This window comes from Polaribacter sp. YIW18, assembly GCF_057219325.1.
The window spans coordinates 104,478-127,850 of the sequence record NZ_JBXVVE010000007.1; the positions used below are offsets into that span (position 1 = coordinate 104,478).

Consider the following 23,373-nt stretch of genomic DNA (forward strand, 5'->3'; position numbering starts at 1 on the left):
TTAAAACAAAGTTTTTTCTAACCACAGTTTTCTAAATTTATATTTACTATCATAACGTTCTGCTTGTAATTTTGTATTGAATTTTCGGTCTCTAGGATCGTTACCAACACCTGCTACATACATCCAATTTCCGTAATTGCTATGTACATCATAATCAATTAAAACCGACTCAAAATAAGCAGCGCCAATTCTCCAATCTAATAATAGTTCTTTGGCAAAATAAGAAGCTACATTTTGTCTTCCTCTATTGCTCATCCAGCCAGTTTGTTTTAATTCGATCATGTTGGCATTTACAAAATCGTCTTTTGTTTCGCCATTTATCCACTTATTAATGTCTTTTTGATAAGTATACCATTGGTAGTTTTTGTCTAAAATTCCACCAATTTTAAAAATTTTATTGTTGTATTTTAAAGAAATATATTTAAAATAGTCTCTCCAAATCAATTCGAAAATAACCCAATAAGTAGATTGGTTTGCACCAAACTCTGCCTCGAATTCTTTAATTTTCCAATAGATAGTTTTTGCAGAAATACTTCCATTGGCCAACCAAGCAGAAAACTTTGTACTGTAATCTGTGCCTACTAAACCGTTTCTAGTTTTTTTATAAAAAGCTACTTTTTTAGTTTCAAAAAAATAATTGTCTAATCTTTTTAAAGCTTCGTTTTCTCCACCCAAAAAAGGAAATGCTGTTTTTGTTGGGATGTTAAAATCTATAAAACCCAAAGTTTTTAAAGTGGGAATTTCTGTTTCTATAGCCAGTAAATTATCACTAGAAAGTGCAGAAATACGCACTTCTTCTAAAACAGCAACTGTTTTTTCTAGCTTTTTTCTAAAGGCAGTAAAAACATTTGGGATGTTAGAAAAATCTTTAGAAACTGTATTTGGGTGGTATAAAAATTGATCGTAATCTTCTATAATAGCAATATCTGATGGTATTGTTTTTTTTATTTTCTCATTGGTTGTTACTTCTTCTTGAGTCCATTCTTTTTGAGTATAAATAGCACTTACACTATGTTCTTTACAAAGTTCTTCTAATTTATTTTCAGGACTGTCAAAGTAGGTAAGAAGTGTAATATTTAAATCTTTTAGATTATTTTTTAAATCTATAATGGTTTCTATTAAAAACTTGGCTCTAAATTTTGCTGTTTTTTGAAAACCAAATTTATCAACTTTAAATAATTTTGGATCAAAAAAATAAACAGCAATAGTGTTTGAGTTGTTTTCTATAGATTTTTTTAAAGAAATATTATCGTTTACACGTAAGTTATTACGAAACCATATTAAGCCTGTATTTTTTTGTTGCCTCTGCATTTTTTACTACAATATTTTACTTGTTCCCAATTCTTTTCCCATTTTTTTCTCCAAGTAAATGGTCTGTTGCAAACCACACAAATTTTTTCTGGGAGATGTTGCTTTTTCACAATTATTTATTAATGTTATTAATCATACCATTAAACACAAACCAGTGAAAAGGCATTACAGCATACCAATATAACCTGCCTCCAAGTCCATGAGGTCTAAAGGTGGCTGTTTGATAAATAAAATTGTCTTCTATTTTAAATTCTAACCAAGCTTCACCAGGTAAAACCATTTCTGCATATAATAATAATTTACCTTTCTCTTTATCTGCATAAATAACGCGCCAAAAATCTAAAGCATCACCTGCATTTAATTCTGTTGGGTGTCTTCTACCGCGTCTTAAACCTGTGCCACCAAAAAATTGATCTAAAAAACCACGTATTTTCCATAAAAAAGTACCATAATACCAGCCAGTTTCGCCACCAATTGCCCAAATTTTACCGAGAGATTTTTGTTTGTCTTTAACCTTTCTTTTTTTAAAATCTTTAAAACACCCAAACTCTGGTACATTTATAAATTTATGGACAAAATTCTTTAGCTTTCCGCTGCTTATATATGAGTCTTTCCAGCTAGAAATAATACTGTTTTGTTCTATTTTTTTAAAAGCTAATTTTACAGCTTCTTTATAACTCATTGGGTTAACATCCATTATTTTGTTAATGTCACTTTTTTCACCAATTACTTCTACACCCATAGAGTTTACTAAAGAAGATGCCAGCTTATAAGAAGTAGAGGTAACAAAATATAACCAGTAAGAAGATAGTTTTGGCGTCATTACCGGTACTGTTAAAATTGATCTTTTAAGTTTTCTTACTGCTGCAAATTGCAAAAGCATTTCTTTATAGGTTAAAATTTCTGGACCAAAAATATCATGAGAAGTATTGTACAATTCTTCTTTAGCCAAAGCCTTGTGTAAAAAAGAAAGTACATCTCTAATGGCTAAAGGTTGTGTTTTGGTGTTTAGCCATTTTGGGGCGATCATTGCAGGTAGTTTTTCTACCAAATCTCTAATAATTTCGAAAGAGGAACTACCAGAACCCACTATGATACCTGCTTTAAAAGTGGTTAAAGCGTATTTTTTTGAAGCCAATGTGTTTTCTACATTTTTTCTAGAAAGTAAATGTTTAGATAGTTTTGTATCGTTTGTAATTCCGCTTAAATAAATGACCTGTTTTAAACTAGAACTTTCTGCAAAACGTTTAAAATTGAAAGCACATTTTTCTTCTAAAACATGAAATTCTTTTGCAGAATTAGACATAGAATGTATTAAATAATAAGCTACTTCTATATTTTTAGGAATGGCTTCTAAAGAATGATTATGTAAAAAATCGGCCTCTATAAGCTCTATGTTTTCTTGATTCTTATAGTAGTTTTGTGCACGTTTTTTATCTCTAACAGGACAAATAATGGTATGACCATCATTTAACAATAATGGAATTAACCTTTTGCCAATATAGCCAGTTGCGCCCGTTACAAGTATCTTCATACACTTTATTTACTCTTTTTAGTTCTTTGATAAGTTAACTGCTTTTTAAATTTAGGGATTGCGTAGGTGTCTAAACCATTAATAGTAGCTACTTTACCTGTTGCTAGGTTTATCAAACCATCATCATGCAATAAGTTATCTTGAACGTACAATTCTTCTATTTGAGAAACTACCAACATCACATCATTAGAGGGTACATAAATTTCTTCTATAAATTTCATGCTCATTTGTACAGGGGCATTTTTTACAAAAGGCGCTTTAAAATCTCCTCTATATTCTTCTTCTAAGTTGGTCATATCAAACTCAGAAACATTTTCTGGATATTTAGCAGAAGTATGATGTGCATCATCTATAATATCTTCATAGATATGATTGATGGTAAAATGCCCAGTTTCTTTTATGTTTTTATGCGTGTTTCTTGGCACTGTTGTAGGTCTTAAAATAAAACCCAATGTAGGTGGATTTGAACCTAAATGCACAACAGAACTAAATACAGCCACATTGGTTATACCTTCTTTGGAAATAGAACCTAATAAGTTGGCAGATTTAAAACCAGAACAACTATTTATTAAGTTTATTCTATAGATTTTATCTAAATTATCGATGTCTTTTCTATTGAAATACGCCATTATAAAGATTTAAAATTGTTGATTTTCACATCTTTTGCTTTTAAATCGTGCATTAAATTATACAAACCAAAAAACGTTCTGTTGATGTAAATAAAATGTTTAGAACCTCTATTTCCATTCATGTTTTTAAGTTCTGTACTTTTTGCATATTTGGTTCCTAATTCAGAAATTCTTCCAAAGAAATCTTCATCAGAAAAATCGAAAACCTCTTTATTAAAAGGTTGTGTAAAAAGACTTAACAGTTCGTGAAAGATATTTCTAAAAAAAGCCAATTCTTCTGCAGAATCGTCTTTTCTTAGTATTTCTAACTCAAATAGTTTCTTCTCAAAAAATACAGGGTCTTGTAAACTTTCTTCATTAGCCAATTCAAAATAAGGTACATAAAATTCGTCTGGTATGGTTTTCATACATCCAAAATCGATTACGATTAGCTCGTTTTTGGGTGATATTAAAAAGTTTCCAGGATGTGGATCTGCATGTACTTTTTTAAGTTTATGAATTTGAAACATGTAAAAATCCCAGAGCGCTTGCCCTAATTTGTTTCTAGTTTCTTGGTTTTCTGAAGTAAATTCAGATAAATGAACACCATCCATCCAATCCATAGTAATAATTCTATCTGAAGATATTTCTGGATAATAGTTTGGGAATTTTAAATTAGGAATGTGTTTGCAAGCTTCTACAATTGCCTGACTTTGTTCTACTTCTAGTACGTAATTTGTTTCTTCTGAGAGCTTATTTTCTACTTCTTTAAAATATTTATCAGAATCTTTTCCTCTAATATTAAACATTTTAATAGCAATAGGTTTTACCAAAGATAAATCTGATGCAATACTATCTGAAACTCCTGGATATTGAATTTTTACAGCCAACCTTTTGCCATCTTTTTCAGCTTTATGCACTTGTCCAATGCTGGCTGCATTTACAGAAACAGAATTGAATTTATCAAAAATTTCGTTTGGGTTTTTACCAAAGTATTTTTTAAAGGTTTTGGTAACCAAAGCAGGTGACAATGGTGGTACAGAAAATTGAGACAAAGAAAATTTTTCTACATACGCTTGTGGTAAAATATTCTTTTCCATACTAAGCATTTGCGCCACTTTTAAAGCACTTCCTTTCAGTTGCTTTAAACTGTCATAAATATCTCCAGCATTGTTTTCGTTTAATCTGTTTTTTGCTTCTTCTTCTGTTTTGGTAATCTTATCACCATAATATTTCAAATAATTTACACCTATTTTAGCCCCAGTTGTTACTAATTTAGATGCTCTTTGAATTTTAGAAGTGGGTATGGAATCTATTGTTTTCATTTATGCTGAATTTATTTCAGTATCTTTTAATTAAAATGTTTTAGTAAATTTTATAATTAATTAAAATTTACTTTCTCTTTTAAAATGAATTTTCCAAAATCGATAATACTTTTTAATGGTTTAATATCCATTAAATCAAAACGAGCATTGATAGATTTTTCTATAAAAATATCCGTTTTCTCAAAAGAAGGAGAAGTATCATCTAACCAAAACTTTAAGGTAATTAGTAAATGCATCCAAGAAGATTCTTGGGTGGCTTTATCTTGAATTTTTTCTAACTTTTCTTGTTTTAGATCTATTTTTTCGATGCCAATATTGCTTACAAACGTGTTATAATCTGATCTTAAATGCTTTAAAGATTTTAAACTTTTTAAGTCGGTGTTTTTTAGAGCATACACTACATAACTTCTGTTGGCAGTAAGCATTTCGAAAAATGTAAAATAGAAACTTAATAATTTATTCCTTGCATCGTAATTTGGGTACTCTTCGCTTTTAGCTAACACTTTTATGGTATTGTTAAAAAATTCGCTAAAAATAGATTGTTCTATAGCTTCAAAAGAACCATAGTGTTTGTAAAAATCTGCTTCTTCAAAATTGTTTTCTTTAGCAAAACTAAATACAGATTTTGGTTCGTGATTGTTTTCTAGTACAAACTCCATGTACCAGGAAATTAAGTTTTCTTTGGTGATGCTTTTCTTACGCGCCATAATACTTTAAATTTTATGTAAAGATACAAATGTTTAATAATATTAGTATTTTATTAAACAATAATCTTTTGTTAAATAAAAACATAAAAAAACCGATAACATATAATATGTTATCGGTTTTTAAGAAATTAGGGGCAAATTTTATTAGAAGCCTGTTCCTGGTGCTTCTAGAGAAGATGCTTGTGCTTTCTGTGGGTTTAAAATCATATAGGTACCCAAAGCTGTTAATGCTGCATATTTACCGTAATTGCCAATTTTTTTGATGGCTTCTTTACGAGTAATATCTTCTTTTTATTGCATACGTAATGCTTTGTGTAGACACATTTTCACCCTCAAGCTGTGAAAACTCAATAGGATTTTGCCCATAAGAATTAAGGTTTAAAAAGTAATTAAAAAAAGAAAAAAAGTAAGTTTTTAAATTCAATCTGTATCTTTGTTACGGTTACGGTAAAAATAGTAAAAATTAAAAACTAATTTAAAATAGTAACACTTAATATTTAAAAACATGATTTTTCATAAAAATATTTACACTTTTTTTTTAATTTTAAGCATCTCTTTTTTTATTGCATGCAATACGCAAAAGAAAAAACAACCAATAAAAAGTAATAATACAACGAATGTTGAGGCAGATACAAAAGCACCAAAAGGGATGGTTTGGGTAAAAGCTAAATCATTTTTAATGGGTGCTAAAGAAGGTGATAAATACGCGATGATGCGCGAAAAACCAGCACATGAAGTATATGTAGATGGTTTTTATATTGATGAACATGAGGTTAGCAACAAGCAATTTGCAGCGTTTGTAAAAGCAACAAATTATATTACTGTAGCAGAAAAGCCCATAAATTGGGATGAAATTAAAAAAGATTTACCAGCAGGAACTCCAAAACCAGCAGACTCTATTTTACAACCAGGAAGTTTAATTTTTAATAAAAATGCGGGTAAGATAGTTTCAATGAATAACTATCAACAATGGTGGACATGGAAAATTGGTGCCAATTGGAAACAGCCAGAAGGTCCAGGAAGTTCTATTGAGGGTAAAGATAATTACCCAGTTGTGCATGTGGCTTATGCGGATGCTTTGGCATATTGTAAATGGTCGAATAGAAGATTACCAACTGAAGCAGAGTGGGAATCTGCAGCACAGGGCAATCGTAGAAACTTAACTTTTGTATGGGGTAATAATCCAGCAGATTTAAATGCCAATGCCAATACTTGGCAAGGGCAATTTCCAACAAAAAATATTTCTGAAGATGGTTTTGAATATATTTCTCCCATAAAATCTTATCCAGCAAATAACATAGGTATTTATGATATGGCAGGTAATGTTTGGGAAATAACTACAGATTTATTTAATGTAAATTATTACAAAAGCTTAAATCCAAACAAAGTTTTAAATAACCCAACAGGTGCAGAAACATCGTATTCTCCATCAAATCCATATCAATTAGAGCATGTTATGAAAGGTGGTTCTTTTTTGTGCCACGAATCTTATTGTGCAAGTTTTAGAATTTCTGCAAGAATGGGTATGGAGCCAAGTTCTAGTTCAGACCATATTGGTTTTAGAACTGTTGCAACCAAAGAGATGTTATCTGATTAGTATTGTTAAACTTTAAAGAAAATAAAAAAATCTTAATATTAAAATGATAAGGCTTTTTAGTCGGGTTGCAGGATGATAACTAGACCGCCAGTATGCAGTAAAATCAATACTTTAGGAAAAGTTCTAAAACAGTGTCAACCGAATTGTGGACCTAATGTTTAAATTGAAATAGTATGTTTTGTTTGAAGGTCTAAAACAAATTTACTATTTTAACTTCATTAAAAACAGATAAATAGCGTCAAATATTATGATTAATCTATTAAGTATTTGTTAATAGTTTCTTCCTCAATACCGCTGTAACTAGCAAAATCTTTTACTATTATAAATTGAGTTTTTTTATGTAAAGCCTTGGTCCACCAAAGGTAAACTTCTAACGCGTTTTCCAGTTGCGTTAAAAATGGCATTACAGATAGCTGGTGCTATTACAGGTACACCAGGTTCACCAACTCCAGTGGGTGGTTCTTCCATTTTATCCATAATATGTATTTCTATGTTTGGGGCATCTTTTATGCGTGTCATTTGATAATCGAAAAAGTTATGTTGCTCCACAGCACCATTTTTAGTAGAAATTTTTCCATACATCGCAAGCGACATTCCAAATAGGGTAGCGCCTTCTAATTGGTTTTTTATATTGTCTTTATTCAATGCCAAACCACAATCTATGGTAGTCCAAACATTTTCTACTTTAACTTTCTTGTTTTTTACAGAAACTTCTACAATAGTAGCCACATAACTATAAAAACTGTAATGTATGGCAACACCTAAACCATGGTTTTGAGGCAGTTTTTTACCCCAATTAGCCATTTTTGCAGTTTGATTTAAAACAGCTTTTAGTCGTTTTGAATTGTAAGGATAATTTGATTTTCCTTTGATAATTCTGTCTTTGCCAATTAACTCTAAACGAAATTCAACAGCATCTTTTTTTGCAGCAAAAGCCAATTCGTCAACAAAAGAATTGATACCAAAACCACTGTGAATATGCACAACAGAACGCAACCAACCAATCCTTAAATTTGCTTCTGCTTTCACGTTTTCTAATCTAAAATTTTCTAATTCATACGGGTTATTGGTAAAACCTTGGCTAAGTTCAAAACCAGATGCGTAATCTGACAAAGGTTTAAAAGAGGAAACAATGGAAGGAAAACCCACTCTTTGCAACCAACCAGTTACTTTACTATTTTTATCTAAAAAACCTTTTAAATATTGTGCACTTGTGGCGTGATAAAAACTATGTTGTATATCATCCTCACGTGTCCAAACTACTTGTACAGGCGCTTTTATTTCTTTCGATATTGCTACAGCTTCTACCACAAAATCCGATTTAGATTTTCTACCAAAACCACCACCTAAAAAAGTAACATTTACGGTAATTTTTTCAACTGGAATTTCAAAAAAATGAGCCAATTCGCTTCTTGCAGTTTGTGGATCTTGCACAGGCGCCCAAACTTCAATTTTATCTTTTTGATACCAAGCAGTTGCATTTGGTACTTCCATTGGTGCATGTGCTAAAAAAGGAACATGATAAGTAGCTTCTATAGTTTGTTGAGCTTTTTTAAAAGCCGAATTTACATTTCCATGACTTCCAGGAACCAATTTACCTACTTGATGAACACGATCTGTGAGTGTTTTTTTAAACTCTTCTGAATTAAAAGTTTCATTTTCACCTTTATTCCATTTTATATCTAAAGCCAATTTACCTTGAAAAGCAGCCCAAGTATTGTTTGCAATTACAGCAACACCACCCAACATACCAAAGAATTTTCCAGTAGGCGGTTTTAATCGATCTATTTGAATAATATTTTCTACACCCGCTACTTTTTCAGCATTATTTTTTTTGAAGCTTTTTACAGTTCCAAAAGTAACCGGGCATCTAGCCACAGCAGCAAATTTCATATTCGGAATACGAACATCAATTCCGTAAGTTGCTGTACCATATGTAAAGTCTTTTAAATCGACACTTTTCAAGGTTTTACCAATATATTTAAAATCGCCTACTTTTTTAAGTTGAACGGTTTTCTCATCAGGAATTTCTAATTGAGAGGCATTTTCTACCAAATCTCCATAGAAAATTTTTTCATTGGTTTGGGTATTAATAATATGATGATTTTCTGCTTTACAAACACTTTCTGCAACATTCCATTTTTGAGCAGCAGCTGTAATGAGCATCAATTTTGCAGTAGCACCCATTTTACGCATGGGTTCTAATTTGGTACGCACACTTCTAGAGCCATCTGTATTTTGATTGCCATATTTTTCGTGTCCAATAGCTTGTTTTACAGAAATATAATCCCAATCTGCTTCTAGTTCATCTGCAATAGCAGAGGCTAAAGAAGTTCTGATGCCTTGGCCCATTTCTGAGCGTGAAGCAATTAAAGTTATATTGCCGTTTTTTTCTATTTGAATAAATAAATTCGGTTCAAAATAATCTTTGCTGATAGTGGGTTTAAACTTTTTTTCTACAGTAGTTGTGTTGCAGCCTAAAATAATTCCGCCAGAAGCCAAACCAAATAATTTTACAAAATCGCGTCTGTTTATTTGCTGAATTTTACTCATAAGGTTTTATTTTTAAGTGCCACAGCTTTATGAATTGCTTTTCTAATTCTAGAGTAAGTGCCACATCTACAGATATTAGCACTCATTACTGCATCAATATCCTCGTCAGTTGGTTTTTCTATCTTATCTAATAAAGAGGTAGCTGCAATTAACTGACCAGATTGACAATAACCACATTGTGGTACATTTCCAGCATTCCATGCTTGTCTTAAAAATTCTAAATTTTCAGAAGTCCCTTCAATGGTAAATATTTGTTTTCCAGCAACTTCTGATACTAAAGTGCTACAAGATTTAACAAGTTTGCCATTTAATAATATAGAACAAGCACCACATTGTGAAACACCACAACCAAATTTGGTGCCAGTTAAGCCTACAATATCTCTAATTACCCAAAGTAAAGGGGTGTTTTTTTGTACTTCTACAGTGTACGTTTTTTTGTTGATAATTAAGTCTGTTTTCACCTTTAGAATTTTAAAACCACAAGTTACAAATAAAATAATTTTGATGAAGTGTTTTTACTTTTTTTAAAGCTTGAACAGAAATTACCAGGTTGAGCGCAATCGAAATCTATTGAAAGTTTTGTACTCTAGCATTTTAATTAGGTCTAATGTTTTTAAAGAGTAAATTAAAACTTAGGCTTTCAAGTCGATAAAGGTTTAATTTTTTAAAACAAAATACAAACAGGAGTCGGTGCAGTAATTTCATCAACGAAGGTTAATTTGCCCGTTTTTACATTTCTTTTAAAAGACACAATATTGTCTGTGTCTTGGTTGGCAACCAGTAAAAATTGATTGTCTGGAGTAAGTGCAAAATTACGAGGATGTTTTCCGAAAACAGAATGATGTCCTACTGTTTTTAATCTTCCGTCTTCTGGATTTACTTCATAAATAACAATAGATTCATGCCCCCGATTGGAAGCATATAAAAATTTACCATCGTTAGAAATATGAATATCTGCAGCTTTGCTAAATGCTATAAAATCTACTGGTAACATAGTAATGGAAAAGTCTACATAATAATGATTGTTTTTTTCTTTAACCAAAGAAATAGTGTTGTTTAACTCGTTTAAAACATAGATCCATTGATTGTTAGGGTGAAATGTTAAATGTCTTGGGCCAGCACCCTCTGCCATTTTTAGTTTTTGTTGCTTTGTTAATACGAGCTCATTTTTATCTGAATCAATTTTAGAAAACCAAAGTTCGTTGCTTCCTAAATCAACAGAAATTACTTCATTTTTTGTGGGATGAAACCAAGCAGAATGTGCATGTGGTTTTTCTTGTCTGCTTGTAGTACCTTTTCCAGTATGTTGTTGTACATATAATAAAGGAGAAAGTTTTCCTGATTTTTCTGCTTTTAAAAGTCCTACATTTCCACCAGTATAATTGGCAGTTACAATATAATTATCATTATTAATAGCTACAAAACATGGGTCAGCACCACCTGTTTCTGCTTTGTTTATTAGTTGTAAGCTATCTTTTTCTATTTTGTAAGCTCTTATAATACCTTTCCCTTTATCATCTGTTTCTCCAACAGTAAACAATGTTTTTTTGTCTTTAGATTTTGTTAAAAAAGTAGGGTTGGTAACTTGAGCTATCAAGCCAATTTTAGATAACTTTCCATCATTAGAAATTTGATATTTGTAAATACCTTTGCTATCTTTTTTTGTATAAGTACCTACATAGAAAGTCATAAAATTATTAATTTGTGTATTTTTTTTGGGTGATGACTTTGTTTTACATCCAACAAAAATAATCGCTAAAAAAAGAATAGAAAATTTGTACATTTTAGTAAATTTTAAAAACAGGTAGCATTAAATGTGCAGGTTCGTAATGTGGTGAATTTTTGTACACAAAATCTAACTGCATTCTTGGGTTGTTGGCAAAAACTTTGTCTTTTATTAGTTTTTCTTCAAAAGCAGCTTTAATTTTTGGGTTTTTAGCTAAAATAGTTTCTGCAATATCTTCAAAAACATAGGCAGAATAGCCTTCTTTTTTTTGTAAAACTGTATCGAAAAAATTCCAGTTGAAAAAAGAATCAGTTGCTTCTGCTTCTAAAGTTTCTAGCAAGTAGCGCACACCATTTTGATTGGTGGGTATATAAACATCGCCCTTTCTAAACTGAATTGTTTTTGTAGATTTTTTTGTAGTTGTATTGTAGTGCAAATAATGCCCTTCATAAGCTGCATTTCTTGTTTTGTAATCATTAATATGGCTAACTTCAACAGTAATAATGGTGTCTTTTTTTAAATGTGTAAATTCTATTTTATTAGCTTCTAATCGATCGATAACTTTGTGCCAACCTTGAGGTAAAATATATGCTTTTGGAATGGTTACTTCTTGATCAACTAAAAAATTATTGTAGTATTTAGTTTCCTTTTCAAAAGGTTGATTTACATCATAAAATAAACGTTTTCCAGAAGTTACTTTGCTATCAATATAAGATGCTTCATACCCTTTAAAATTTAAAGTTGTTGGGTTTATGCTATCAATTTTGTAAGTAATAGGATAGGTTTTTTTACTTAAAATTTCACCTAAAGCCTTAGAGCGTAGTTCTTTAATTTTGTTAGAGTTTTTTTCTGTAACATCAAAAGCAGAAAACATGAATTCATAGGTTTGTTTAACACGAGTTTTGTAAGGTTTTAGCATGTGTGTTTCTATCATTAAACCCAGTGTATGAAACAGAGTTGTATAACCTGTAGAGTATCTTGGAGAATCGAAAAATTGAGAAAAACCAGTTTCTGGTGTATTGCCCCAAACATTTACATAAGGTGTAATAATAATATTCTTTTTTTGTAGAGAATTTTCTAATTGTGGTCTCATTTCGTTTTCTAAAAATGAACCTAAATTACCACCTAATTTGTTGTGTTGGGTAAATAAATGGGTAATTGCATATTGGTAATCTGCACCATTACTTACATGATTGTCTATAAAAACATCTGGATTTACAGTATGAAAAATTTCAGCAAAAGTAGTTGCGTTTTTTGTGTCTTGTTTTATAAAATCTCTATTTAAATCAAAATTTCTAGCATTGCCTCTAAAGCCATATTCTTTTGGGCCATTTTGGTTAGCTCTTGTGTGCGAATTTCGGTTTAAAGAGCCCCCAACATTATACACAGGAATTATAGCAATTAAACAATTTTTGTATTTCTTTTTCAAAGAATCATTCTGTACAATATTTCTTAAAAGCATCATAGAGGCATCTATACCATCTGATTCTCCTGGGTGAATTCCGTTATTAATTAGAATTTTATTTTTTTTAGAATTTGTAATCTCTTCAATATTGTAAATACCTTCTTTGTTGTACACTACCAAATGTAAAGGTTTACCTGCATCTGTTTGCCCGAAAGAAAATAAAGAAATCTGAGAATATGCTTCTGCTAATTGTTCGTAATAAGAAATTACATCTTTGTATTCTGGTGTTTTTGTTCCAGCAGATTTTTCAAAAGTGGTAGTAAAATCTACTTTATTGTTTGTGGAATCATTACAGGAAATGATAAAAGCTAAAAAAACAATAAGAACAATATTTTTCATGATTTTTTTATTTTACACGAACGGTTTTTGGTACTAATTTGGTATAATCTCCATGATTTCTAATGACATCTCTAACAATAGATGAAGAAATATAAGATGTTTTTGCATCCGTTAATAAAAATACAGTTTCTATAGATGATAAATCTCGGTTGGTATGTGCTATGGCTTTTTCAAATTCAAAATCAGCAGGATTTCTTAAACCTCTTAAAATAAAATCAACATCATTTTTCTGACAAAAATCTACGGTTAAACCTTTGTAAGTAACTACTTTAATTTTAGGATTATTTTCAAAAGAAGCTTCAATAAATCGTTTGCGTTCCTCTAAAGAAAACATGTATTTTTTATCTGCATTTATACCAATAGCAATAATTAATTCGTCAAAAAGCGTAACACCTCTTTCTATAATATCAAAATGGCCTAAAGTGATTGGGTCAAAAGATCCTGGAAAAATTGCTCTTTTCATTGTTTTTATATTTTGATTTTTTTGTGTTTTGATGTTTTTTTAGAATCACGAAACATGATAAGTTTAGATATCTAATTTATCTATAAAATTAGATGTTTTTTGTTGTAATTTTTGAATTCTCTTTTCAAAAACTGTTTTATTCATTAATTGATATTAATTTTTCTGTTTCTTTTATCATGACTCAAAATATTTTGTTTCATTTCCATCAAGGATATCTCCTGTTTCTTATTTCAAAAAATATCCTGTTTCTTGTTTCAAAAAACATCCTGTTTCTAATTTTTTAAAGCTTCTTCAATCGAATTTTCAAATAATTCTGATAAAGAAATACCTGCAACTTTTGCTTGTTGTGGTAAAATACTTTCTTCTGTTAAACCTGGTACAGTATTCATTTCTATAAAGTAAGGTTCATCATTTACAAAAATATATTCCGATCTAGAAAAACCTGTCATATTTAAAACTTTATACACCTTTTTGGCTATTTTTTCTACCTTTTTTTGTTGTGTTTTGGTAATTCTAGCTGGTGTAATTTCTTTTGATTTTCCTTCGTATTTAGCCTCGTAATCAAAGAAATCATTTTCTGAAACAATTTCTGTAATAGGCAATACTTTGGTTTCTCCTTTATATTGTATCACTCCCACAGAAACTTCTGTACCGTTTAAAAAAGATTCAATTAAAATCTCATTATCTTCTTTGTAAGCAACTTCTATTGCAGGTAAAATGTCCTCTTTTTTGTGTGCTTTCGAGATTCCGTAACTAGAGCCGGCATTATTTGGTTTTATAAAACAAGGTAAGCCAACTTTGTTAATAATTTTATCAAGTTGAATTTCATCTCCCTTATTTAAATAAATAGACATTGCTGTTTTTATACCATATGCTTTTACTGCACTTAACGTATCTCTTTTATTAAAAGTTAGTGCCATTTGATAAAATGGGGCAGAAGTATGTTTTAAATTGATGAGCTTAAAATACGCTAATAATAGCCCATTTTCTCCAGGTGCACCATGAATTGCATTAAAAACACAATTAAAAATTATTTTTTTCTGATTAATGATAAAAGAAAAATCGTTTTTATCGATAGGGTATTCATTTTCAGAATCGTCTAAAGCAACCCATTTTTCTTGTAAAATTAAAACACGAAAAATAGTGTATTTCAACTTATTTAGATGGTTGTAAACCACATTTCCACTTTTTAGAGAAATCTGTTTTTCGGATGAATAACCACCCATTACAATGGCAATGTTTTGTTTCATTTATATAAAAATAATAAAACAAATTTATCAAAATATAAATAGAAACAGCAACGTTTAGTTTTTATATATTTGTGTGATAAAAAAAATGATTATGAGTTTGGTTCAATTTTTAAAAAGTAAAACTTTTTTTGTTCAAATAGCAATAGCTATTATTGTTTTATTATTGTTTGTTTTTGGCCTAAAATTTTGGTTGGGAGTTACTACAAATCACGATCAAAAAATACAGGTTCCAGACTTACAAAAACTTTCTTTAGAAGAAGTAAATAGAAAGTTAAAAGAATTAAATTTAGATAGTAGAGTGATTGATAGCGCAAGTTATAACCCAGATTACCCAAAAAAAACTGTTATAGAGCAAACTCCAGAAGCAGGAGATTTTGTAAAAGAAAAGCGTAAAATTTATTTGACTTTAAATCCGTCTAAATATAGAGATATTACCATACCAGATTTAAATGGTCGTACAAAAAGACAGGCTAGTTCTCAGCTAAGGGCAATGGGTTTAAAAGTAGATACAAACTATACCTATGTAAATGATATTGGTAAAGATGTAGTTCGTGGTTTAAGATACAATGATAAAATTTTACATGAAGGCGACAAATTACCTCTAAACTCTGTGGTAGATTTGGTTTTAGGTGATGGAAAAGGTAATTAGGTGAGAGTGAGAAGTTGAAAGGAGTATTAATTTTTTAAGAAAGATAGCATTTTGCAGGAAGAAAAAAATCAAGATTTAGAAAACGACGATTTATATGAGCATTACAAATTTGTTGCAGGTGAAGGACAAGAGCCTTTACGTGTAGATAAATTTTTAATGAACTTTGTAGAAAATGCAACCAGAAATAAAGTGCAACAAGCTGCAAAAGCGGGTAATGTTTTAGTTAATGATGTTGCTGTAAAATCCAATTATAAAGTAAAACCTAAAGATATAGTTAGAGTTGTTTTGGCCTATCCACCAGCAGAAAATTTATTGGTTGCAGAAAATATTCATTTAGACATTATTTACGAAGATGATGCAGTAATAGTAGTAAACAAACCAGCAGGAATGGTAGTGCATCCAGGACACGGAAATTATTCAGGAACTTTGGTAAATGGCTTAATTTATCACATAGAGAACTTACCAACAAACTCTAATGAACGTCCAGGTTTGGTGCATAGAATAGACAAAGATACAAGTGGTTTATTAGTAGTAGCCAAAACCGAATTTGCTATGGCACATTTATCAAAACAATTTTTTGATAGAACTACAGAGCGTTTGTATTACGCTTTGGTTTGGGGTAATATAGAAGAAGATGAAGGAACTATTGAAGGCAATATTGGTAGAAGCTTAAAAAATAGGTTACAAATGGCAGTTTTTCCTGATGGTGATTTTGGGAAACACGCAGTTACACATTTTAAGGTTTTAGAACGCTTAACCTATGTAACTTTAGTACAATGTAAATTAGAAACTGGTAGAACACATCAAATAAGAGCCCATTTTAAACATATTGGTCATACACTTTTTAATGATGAACGTTATGGAGGAAATGATATTTTAAAAGGAACCACATTTACGAAATACAAACAGTTTGTTCAAAATTGCTTTAAAGTATTGCCAAGACAAGCTTTACACGCAAAAACATTAGGATTTACGCATCCAACAACAGGAGAGTTTTTACAATTCAACTCAGAAGTGCCAAAAGACATCCAAAACTGTCTAGAAAAATGGCGAACGTACTCAGAGCATTCTAAAGAAGAAATAGAATAAAGGAATCTAAAGTGCAACTAGAAAAAGAATTAAACATAAATAATTATCAAATTAAAAAAACCTGTTTTAGTAGGTTTCACAATAATATATGAATTTAAAACTAGAAAAACCTATTGTATTTTTCGATTTAGAAACAACAGGTGTTAACATAGCAACAGACAGAATTGTAGAAATTGCAATTCTAAAAGTTTTTCCAAACGGAAATAAAGAAAGTAAAACGTGGTTGGTAAATCCAGAAATTGAAATACCACAAGGCGCCACAGATGTTCATGGTATTACAAACGAAAAAGTAGTTACAGAACCTACATTTAAAGAATTGGCCCCAGCGATTAATAAAATGATTGAAGGTTGCGATTTAGCTGGTTTTAATTCAAACAGATTTGATATTCCATTGTTGGCAGAAGAATTAATGCGTGCAGGTATAGATTTTGATATGAAAAACAGAAAAGCCATAGATGTGCAGGTTATTTTTCATAAAAAAGAACAAAGAACTTTAAGTGCTGGTTATCAATTTTATTGCGGTAAAGAATTAGAAGGAGCGCATGGTGCAGAAGCAGATACCAATGCTACATACGAGATTTTGTTAGCCCAATTAGATAAGTACGATGATATAGAGAATTCAGTGGACGCTTTAAGTGAATACTCTACTCATGGAGAAAGAGCAGATTTTGCAGGCTTTATTTTGATGAATGAAGACAAACAAGAAATTTTTTCTTTTGGAAAATACAAAGGCAGAACCGTAGAAGAGGTTTTAAAAGAAAATCCTGGTTATAATAATTGGATTCAGAATGCAGATTTTCCTTTATACACTAAAAAGGTTTTAAGAGAAATCAAAGAACGTATGTCTGCTCCAAAAAATACAATGACAGACGAAGAAAAATTACAAGCATTGCAACAAAAATTTAATTTAAAATAATGCAATTGTTATTCTTACTTAGTTAGGCACCTATTATTAAAAAACATGTTTACAGATTATAAAAATTTACCAAATAACTCTAGAGTTTGGATTTACCAAGCAGACAGAGAATTTACAGTGAAAGAAATAGCAATAATTTCTGAGCAAGCAGAAGCGTTTATAAATAGTTGGACACGTCATGGAGATGACTTAAAAGGCTCTTTTACCATTAAATACAATCAATTTTTAATATTGGCTGTAGATGAGAGTTTTAACAATGTTTCTGGCTGTTCTATAGATAGTTCTGTTCGTTTTGTGCAACAATTAGAAAATGAGCTAAATATAGATTTAATGGATAAAATGAATGTTACTTTTAAAGATAATAATCATATTAACTTGGTAAAATTAGCAGACTTTCAAAAATATGCTAAAGATGAAAAGGTAACTGCAGAAACCATTGTTTTTAATAATATGGTAAATACCAAAGAAGATTTAGAAAACAATTGGGAAATACCCGCAAAAAATAGTTGGCACAAGCGTTTTTTGGTATAACAATTGATTTAAAAAAAGAAAATACATTGCCAAACAAGTTGCGTTAAGGATTGAAATGGCATCCTTTTTTTTAATTGTTAAATAAGCGTTGTTACGAATGAGGAACGAATGAAGTAATTTCTTTCTCTAAAATGAGATTGCTTTGTAAACTAGCAATGACGTTTTGGGAATCAAAAAAAAAGATATAATGGAAAGCCTGTTAAAACGCCCAATAAAACATTTGTAAAAATTAAAATGAAAAAAAATATACTTCTTTTTATACTTATTGTATTTGCTTACAATTTAAGCGCACAAAGATTAGATCCTTTAAGAACTAAAGATTTTGATGCGCAAAATGTTTGGGTAGATAGTATTATGAGTACGATGTCTATTGATGAAAAAATTGGCCAACTTTTTATGGTGCAAGCTTATTCTAATTTAGATAAAAAGCACGAAGAGTTTATTACAGAAATGATTGCAAAATATCATGTGGGTAGTTTGATTTTTATGCAAGGAACACCACAAAAACAAGCCCAATTAAATAATAAATATCAAGATACAGCAAAAGTACCTTTGCTAATTGGTTTTGATGGTGAGTGGGGTTTAGATATGCGTTTAGATAGCACATATCGTTTTCCTTGGAACATGACTTTAGGTGCTATTAAAAACGATGCTTTAATTGAACAATTTGGAAAGCATTTAGGGCAACATGCAAAAAGATTAGGCATTCACGTAAATTTTGCGCCTGTTATAGATATTAATGTAAATCCAGAAAACCCAATTATTGGTAATAGATCTTTTGGAGAAAGCAAAGAAAACGTCACTCAAAAAGCCATTGCTTTTATAAAGGGTATGCAAAGTGAAGGTGTTTTAGCAAACGGAAAACATTTTCCTGGACATGGAGATACTGCTGCAGATTCGCATCACACATTACCAGTTTTAAATTTTGATTTGGCGCGTTTAGATTCCATAGAATTATACCCTTACAAAAAAACGTTTGATGTTGGTTTGGCAAGTGTAATGACAGCCCATTTAAACATACCTAGTTTAGAAAGTGATACTAATTTACCAACCTCTTTATCTAAAAGTGTTGTAACAAATTTATTGCAACAGCAACTTGGTTTTCAAGGTCTAATTATTACAGATGGTTTAAATATGAAAGGCGCTACCAACTATGCAACTTCTGCAGAAATAGATTTGGCAGCCATACAAGCAGGTAACGACTTATTGTTAATTCCGCAAGATATACCAGCATCTGTTTCTTTAATTAAAACAGCTTTAAAAATGCATACGTTAACAGAAGAACGTTTAGATTTTTCTGTAAGAAAAATTTTAAAAGCAAAATATTGGGCAGGTTTACACAATTACAAACCCATTGTATTAGATCATTTACAAGAAGATTTAAATAGGGTAGAAGATGAGTTGTTGCATAGAGAATTGGTGAAAAACTCATTAACCGTTTTAAAAAATAACGACTTAAGCCTTCCTGTAAGAACCTTAGAAAACAAGAAAATTGCTTATGTGAAATTGGGTGATGCAGAAAACAATGCTTTTGTAAACATGCTTAAAAATTACACAAAAGTAGAGGTTGTTTCTGATAAAAATTTAAACGGAATTATAAAAAAGCTAAAACCTTATAATTACGTAATTATTGGTTTTCATAAATCTAATTTACATCCTTGGAAAAGTTATAAGTTTTCTAATAAAGATCTGGTTTGGTTGCAAGAAATTGCAAGAAAAAAAAAGGTGGTTTTAGATGTTTTTACAAGTCCATATAGTTTGTTGCAAATAAAAAGTTTTAAGAATATAGAGGGGGTTGTCGTATCTTACCAAAATAGTAAATTGGCACAAGAGCTTTCTGCTCAAATGTTATTTGGTGCTTTTGAAGCAAATGGAAAATTACCAGTTTCTATTGGCGATAATTTTAAAGAAGGCTTTGGAATTACAACATCTAATTTAAGTAGGTTTGAATATACAATACCAGAAGCAGTAGGTATGTCATCTAAAAAATTAGCACTCATAGACAAAATTGCTGATACCATTATGGATGAAAAAATGGCACCAGGTTTTCAGGTTTTTGTAGCAAGAAATGGAAAAGTTGTGTTAGAAAAAAGCTATGGCTATCATACACATGATAAAAAAATAAAAGTAAAAAATACAGATGTTTATGACTTGGCTTCACTAACAAAAATTTTAGCTTCTTTACCCTTAATAATGAAAGCAGAAGAAGAAAAAAAAATATCATTATCTGCAAGTTTAAGAGATATTTTACCAAGTTTTTCTAACTCAAATAAAGATACAGTTACTGTAAAAGAAATTCTATCGCACTTTGGGCGTTTAAAAGCCTGGATTCCTTTTTATTTGGGTACACAAGACAGTATTTCTCATAAAAATTTATCTGTATTTTATAGAAAAAAGAAATCGAATATCTATAATATAAAAGTTGCAGAAAATCTGTTTTTAAACAAACACTATAAAGACAGCATTTATAAACACATAAAAAATGTAGATCAAAGAGATAGCGAAGGCTATAAATATAGTGATTTAGGGTACTACTTATTTAAAGAAGCCTTAGAAGCAAAATACCAAAAACCGTTAGATAAGTTAGTAGATGACGTGTTTTACAAATCTTTAGGAGCAGACAGAACCACCTATTTACCACTTAAAAAATTTACTAGAAACCAAATTGTACCTACAGAGATAGATACCTATTTCAGAAAACAACTTTTACAAGGTTATGTACATGATATGGGAGCAGCTATGTTAGGTGGTGTAGGCGGTCATGCGGGTTTATTTGCCAATGCAAACGATGTTGGTAAAATTATGCAAATGTATTTGCAAAAAGGTTTTTATGGAGGCAAACGCTATTTAAAATCAGAAACTATAGATAAATTTAACCGTAGATATTATTCTGATAAAAAAGTTAGAAGAGGTTTAGGTTTTGATAAACCGCAGCTAAATCCAGATGTAAAAGCTACTTGTGGTTGTGTTTCCGAAGAAAGTTTTGGTCATTCTGGATTTACAGGAACTTACACTTGGGCAGACCCCAAAAGTGGTTTGGTATATGTGTTTTTATCTAACAGAGTATATCCAAATATGGAAAATATAGGTTTGCTTAAAAGCAACATGCGCACAAAGATTCAAGAAGTTATACAAGATGCCATTGTTGAGTAGTCTTCCTTTTTTACAGTCATTTTTTTTTGTTAAATTTAATTTAGCTAAAAAAGAGCTCCAATAAATAGTCTGTATTGATCTTGATGAAAATGTTCATTCTGGATTAACAGATTTGTTAATTAACTAATTTTAAGAATTACTTTTTGTATTTGTAGGCGCTATTTTAGTATATGCTAAAATAATTGATAAAGAAAGAATTGTATAACAAAAAGCAATTTTTGCACCATAAAAATAAGAAATCAAACCAGTTTGTAAACCTAAAAAAATAGGAACACAAATTGCACTTACAGCAAAACGAAAAGTATCTATAAATTCAAGTTCATCTATTTTTTTAGAAACTTGTTTCCAAATTAAAAAAGGAATCAAATTATTTAATATTAAAATAAAATATAAAAGTTGAAACTTATTTTTATTAACTTCTTTTGCTGTTGGGAGTTTTTCGTTTTCTAAAAGTTTGTTAATCTTATCAACCTCTGTGAAATCTACTTGCCCCTTGTTTAGTAGTTCTAATTTATATGCATAATCGTCATCATTAGTAATATGTACAGTCAATTTTTTTAGTTGTGCACTTACTGCATTTTTAATTTTTATAGTAGCAGTTGTTAATTCGTCTTTTTCTAAAAATGAATTTGCAAGTATGGGTTCGCCATAATTTATAGCTACTTTACTTGGGTAATTTGTTGTATTTTGGTAAGTAATCCCTACAGGAATTATGGTAATTTTTAAATCAGGGTATTTTTCTAAAGCACCAAAAACAATTCTGGTAAAACCTTTGCTTAATGGTCTAATTGTTCTTCTACTATTATGACTGCCTTCTGGAAAAATTAAAAGGGTTTCTTCTCGTTTAAAAATCTCGAAACAATCGTTAAAAATAGCTTTATTTTTTTCTAATTCTTTTATACCATCTCTAATTCTGTATATTGGCATTAGATTTAAAGTACTTAAAAACTTTTTAATCAATGGTTTTTTAAAGACGGCAGCTCTAACTAAGAAGTGATTGGTTCTAGGGTTGTTTGTAGTTATAAATAAAGGGTCTATCAAACCATTTGGGTGGTTTGCCATAAACAAAATAGCTCCTTTTGTAGGGATATTTTTTAGACCATTTACCTTTATTTTTTTGGAGTAAAAAAATAAACTTGTTTTTAAAAAACATTTCCATAAGAAATACCAAATAGCTTTCACAATGTGTTTTTAATTTTATGTAATTTTGTCTTTTACTATGGTGTTTTTCTCTTTTTTTCTTCCCCAAAAAGTAGCCAATGCCATTCCAGAAAACACATCCCAAATTCCCCAAAAAGCAGCTAATAAAGCCATGCCACCTAAACCATCAAAAAAGCCAAATATTAAAAGTAAACCCAAACCACCATTTTGTATGCCAGTTTCCATAGCTATAGTTTTGGTATCTTTTTTATTTAAGCCAAAGCTTTTTGCAGTATAAAAACCTAAAATAAAAGCAAAAATATTGTGAAGTACCACTAAGTAAACTACATGATGTATATGATTAACAAATACATCTAAATTTTGAGAAAATGCAATAAAAATTAATGCAATAAAAACTAACATAGAAAGTGGTTTAAGCACTTTTTCTATTTTGTTTGCCATTATACTGTGGTAATGATTAATCAGCATTCCTAAAAATAAGGGAATTCCTAAAATTAAAGAAACCAGTTTTAATAGATCTACCCAATTTAATTCTACAGTCTGCAAAATAGCATTTGTAGGCTCGTACAAACTGCCCCAAAATTGTAAATTAAAAGGAGTCATAAAAATGCAAATTAAGGTTGCAAAAGCTGTTAAGCTTACAGATAAAGCAGCATTACCACCAGCCATTTTGCTGAAAAAATTAGACACATTTCCTCCAGGGCAAGCAGCAATCATCATCATGCCCAAAGCAAAACTTGGATAAGGTTTTATAATTAAAATTGCTATAAAAGTAAATGCAGGTAATAAAACAAATTGCGATAAAACCCCAACAAAGAGAATTTTAGGATTTTTAAAAAGACGTTTAAAATCATCAATAGAAATACCCAGAGCTACCCCAAACATAATAATAGCAATAGCAATGTTTAATATCCATAAACTACTGGTATCAAAATTTATTTTTATGGAATCTATATCTATTGGGTTTTGCATATTTTTAGTTTCAAAGTTTCAAAG

20 protein-coding genes are annotated in these 23,373 nt (G+C 30.2%); 6 read left to right on the top strand and 14 right to left on the bottom strand.

The window, feature by feature from the left end; translation table 11 throughout:
- The 6 genes from AC2D6T_RS08890 to AC2D6T_RS08915 are packed head-to-tail and all read right to left on the bottom strand — an operon-like array spanning position 1 to position 5,485.
- Positions 1–1,311: a DASH family cryptochrome gene (locus AC2D6T_RS08890; protein WP_484681249.1), complete on the bottom strand. Its 1,311-nt coding sequence runs from the start codon at positions 1,309–1,311 to the stop codon at positions 1–3.
- Positions 1,281–1,421, bottom strand: coding sequence for a DUF2256 domain-containing protein (locus AC2D6T_RS08895; RefSeq protein ID WP_484681250.1), 141 nt, complete (start codon positions 1,419–1,421; stop codon positions 1,281–1,283). The genes AC2D6T_RS08890 and AC2D6T_RS08895 overlap by 31 nt, the downstream gene beginning before the upstream one ends.
- 2 nt (positions 1,422–1,423) lie before the next feature.
- Entirely contained in the window at positions 1,424–2,845 is a 1,422-nt protein-coding gene (locus AC2D6T_RS08900) for an SDR family oxidoreductase (RefSeq protein WP_484681251.1), read from the bottom strand.
- Positions 2,846–2,850: 5 nt separating this feature from the next.
- Positions 2,851–3,474, bottom strand: a complete 624-nt coding sequence (locus AC2D6T_RS08905) for a flavin reductase family protein (protein WP_484681252.1) — start codon at positions 3,472–3,474, stop codon at positions 2,851–2,853.
- A complete protein-coding gene (locus AC2D6T_RS08910; RefSeq protein WP_484681253.1) occupies positions 3,474–4,778 on the bottom strand; it encodes an ABC1 kinase family protein in 1,305 nt (434 codons plus the stop codon). Before AC2D6T_RS08910 ends, AC2D6T_RS08905 begins: the two co-directional genes overlap by 1 nt.
- Positions 4,779–4,834: 56 nt before the next feature.
- Complete coding sequence (locus tag AC2D6T_RS08915) at positions 4,835–5,485, bottom strand: TetR family transcriptional regulator C-terminal domain-containing protein (RefSeq protein ID WP_484681254.1); 651 nt, start codon at positions 5,483–5,485, stop codon at positions 4,835–4,837.
- A 505-nt stretch (positions 5,486–5,990) separates the two neighbouring features.
- Between AC2D6T_RS08915 and AC2D6T_RS08920 the strand changes: the two genes are divergently transcribed.
- Entirely contained in the window at positions 5,991–7,082 is a 1,092-nt protein-coding gene (locus AC2D6T_RS08920; protein ID WP_484681255.1) for a formylglycine-generating enzyme family protein, read from the top strand.
- Between the two features lie 336 nt (positions 7,083–7,418).
- Here AC2D6T_RS08920 and AC2D6T_RS08925 read toward each other — a convergent pair whose 3' ends face one another.
- From AC2D6T_RS08925 to AC2D6T_RS08950, 6 genes are all read right to left on the bottom strand, one after another.
- Positions 7,419–9,635, bottom strand: coding sequence for a xanthine dehydrogenase family protein molybdopterin-binding subunit (locus AC2D6T_RS08925; RefSeq protein ID WP_484681256.1), 2,217 nt, complete (start codon positions 9,633–9,635; stop codon positions 7,419–7,421).
- Complete coding sequence (locus AC2D6T_RS08930) at positions 9,632–10,096, bottom strand: (2Fe-2S)-binding protein (protein ID WP_347186989.1); 465 nt, start codon at positions 10,094–10,096, stop codon at positions 9,632–9,634. Before AC2D6T_RS08930 ends, AC2D6T_RS08925 begins: the two co-directional genes overlap by 4 nt.
- 203 nt (positions 10,097–10,299) lie before the next feature.
- Positions 10,300–11,418 (bottom strand): lactonase family protein, encoded by a 1,119-nt coding sequence (locus AC2D6T_RS08935; protein ID WP_347186988.1) that lies wholly within the window; start codon positions 11,416–11,418, stop codon positions 10,300–10,302.
- A gap of 1 nt (position 11,419) precedes the next feature.
- The gene (locus AC2D6T_RS08940; protein WP_484681257.1) at positions 11,420–13,165 is read right to left on the bottom strand and encodes a M14 family metallopeptidase; all 1,746 of its coding nucleotides are present in this window, start codon (positions 13,163–13,165) and stop codon (positions 11,420–11,422) included.
- Between the two features lie 7 nt (positions 13,166–13,172).
- Positions 13,173–13,628, bottom strand: a complete 456-nt coding sequence (coaD, locus tag AC2D6T_RS08945) for a pantetheine-phosphate adenylyltransferase (protein WP_484681258.1) — start codon at positions 13,626–13,628, stop codon at positions 13,173–13,175.
- A gap of 272 nt (positions 13,629–13,900) precedes the next feature.
- Positions 13,901–14,878 (bottom strand): D-alanine--D-alanine ligase, encoded by a 978-nt coding sequence (locus AC2D6T_RS08950; RefSeq protein WP_347186964.1) that lies wholly within the window; start codon positions 14,876–14,878, stop codon positions 13,901–13,903.
- Between the two features lie 91 nt (positions 14,879–14,969).
- Between AC2D6T_RS08950 and AC2D6T_RS08955 the strand changes: the two genes are divergently transcribed.
- From AC2D6T_RS08955 to AC2D6T_RS08975, 5 genes are all read left to right on the top strand, one after another.
- Positions 14,970–15,527, top strand: a complete 558-nt coding sequence (locus tag AC2D6T_RS08955; protein ID WP_438988843.1) for a PASTA domain-containing protein — start codon at positions 14,970–14,972, stop codon at positions 15,525–15,527.
- 51 nt (positions 15,528–15,578) lie between these two features.
- Complete coding sequence (locus AC2D6T_RS08960; RefSeq protein WP_484681259.1) at positions 15,579–16,616, top strand: RluA family pseudouridine synthase; 1,038 nt, start codon at positions 15,579–15,581, stop codon at positions 16,614–16,616.
- A gap of 88 nt (positions 16,617–16,704) precedes the next feature.
- Entirely contained in the window at positions 16,705–17,532 is an 828-nt protein-coding gene (locus AC2D6T_RS08965; RefSeq protein ID WP_347186965.1) for an exonuclease domain-containing protein, read from the top strand.
- Between the two features lie 45 nt (positions 17,533–17,577).
- Complete coding sequence (locus AC2D6T_RS08970) at positions 17,578–18,063, top strand: ABC transporter ATPase (RefSeq protein WP_298948384.1); 486 nt, start codon at positions 17,578–17,580, stop codon at positions 18,061–18,063.
- Between the two features lie 234 nt (positions 18,064–18,297).
- Positions 18,298–21,216: a serine hydrolase domain-containing protein gene (locus AC2D6T_RS08975; protein WP_484681260.1), complete on the top strand. Its 2,919-nt coding sequence runs from the start codon at positions 18,298–18,300 to the stop codon at positions 21,214–21,216.
- 129 nt (positions 21,217–21,345) lie between these two features.
- Here the strand turns inward: AC2D6T_RS08975 and AC2D6T_RS08980 are convergent, their stop codons facing one another.
- Both AC2D6T_RS08980 and AC2D6T_RS08985 read right to left on the bottom strand, forming a co-directional pair.
- Positions 21,346–22,398: a lysophospholipid acyltransferase family protein gene (locus tag AC2D6T_RS08980; RefSeq protein ID WP_484681261.1), complete on the bottom strand. Its 1,053-nt coding sequence runs from the start codon at positions 22,396–22,398 to the stop codon at positions 21,346–21,348.
- 15 nt (positions 22,399–22,413) lie between these two features.
- A complete protein-coding gene (locus tag AC2D6T_RS08985) occupies positions 22,414–23,349 on the bottom strand; it encodes a bile acid:sodium symporter family protein (RefSeq protein WP_484681262.1) in 936 nt (311 codons plus the stop codon).
- Between the last annotated feature and the right edge of the window lie 24 nt (positions 23,350–23,373).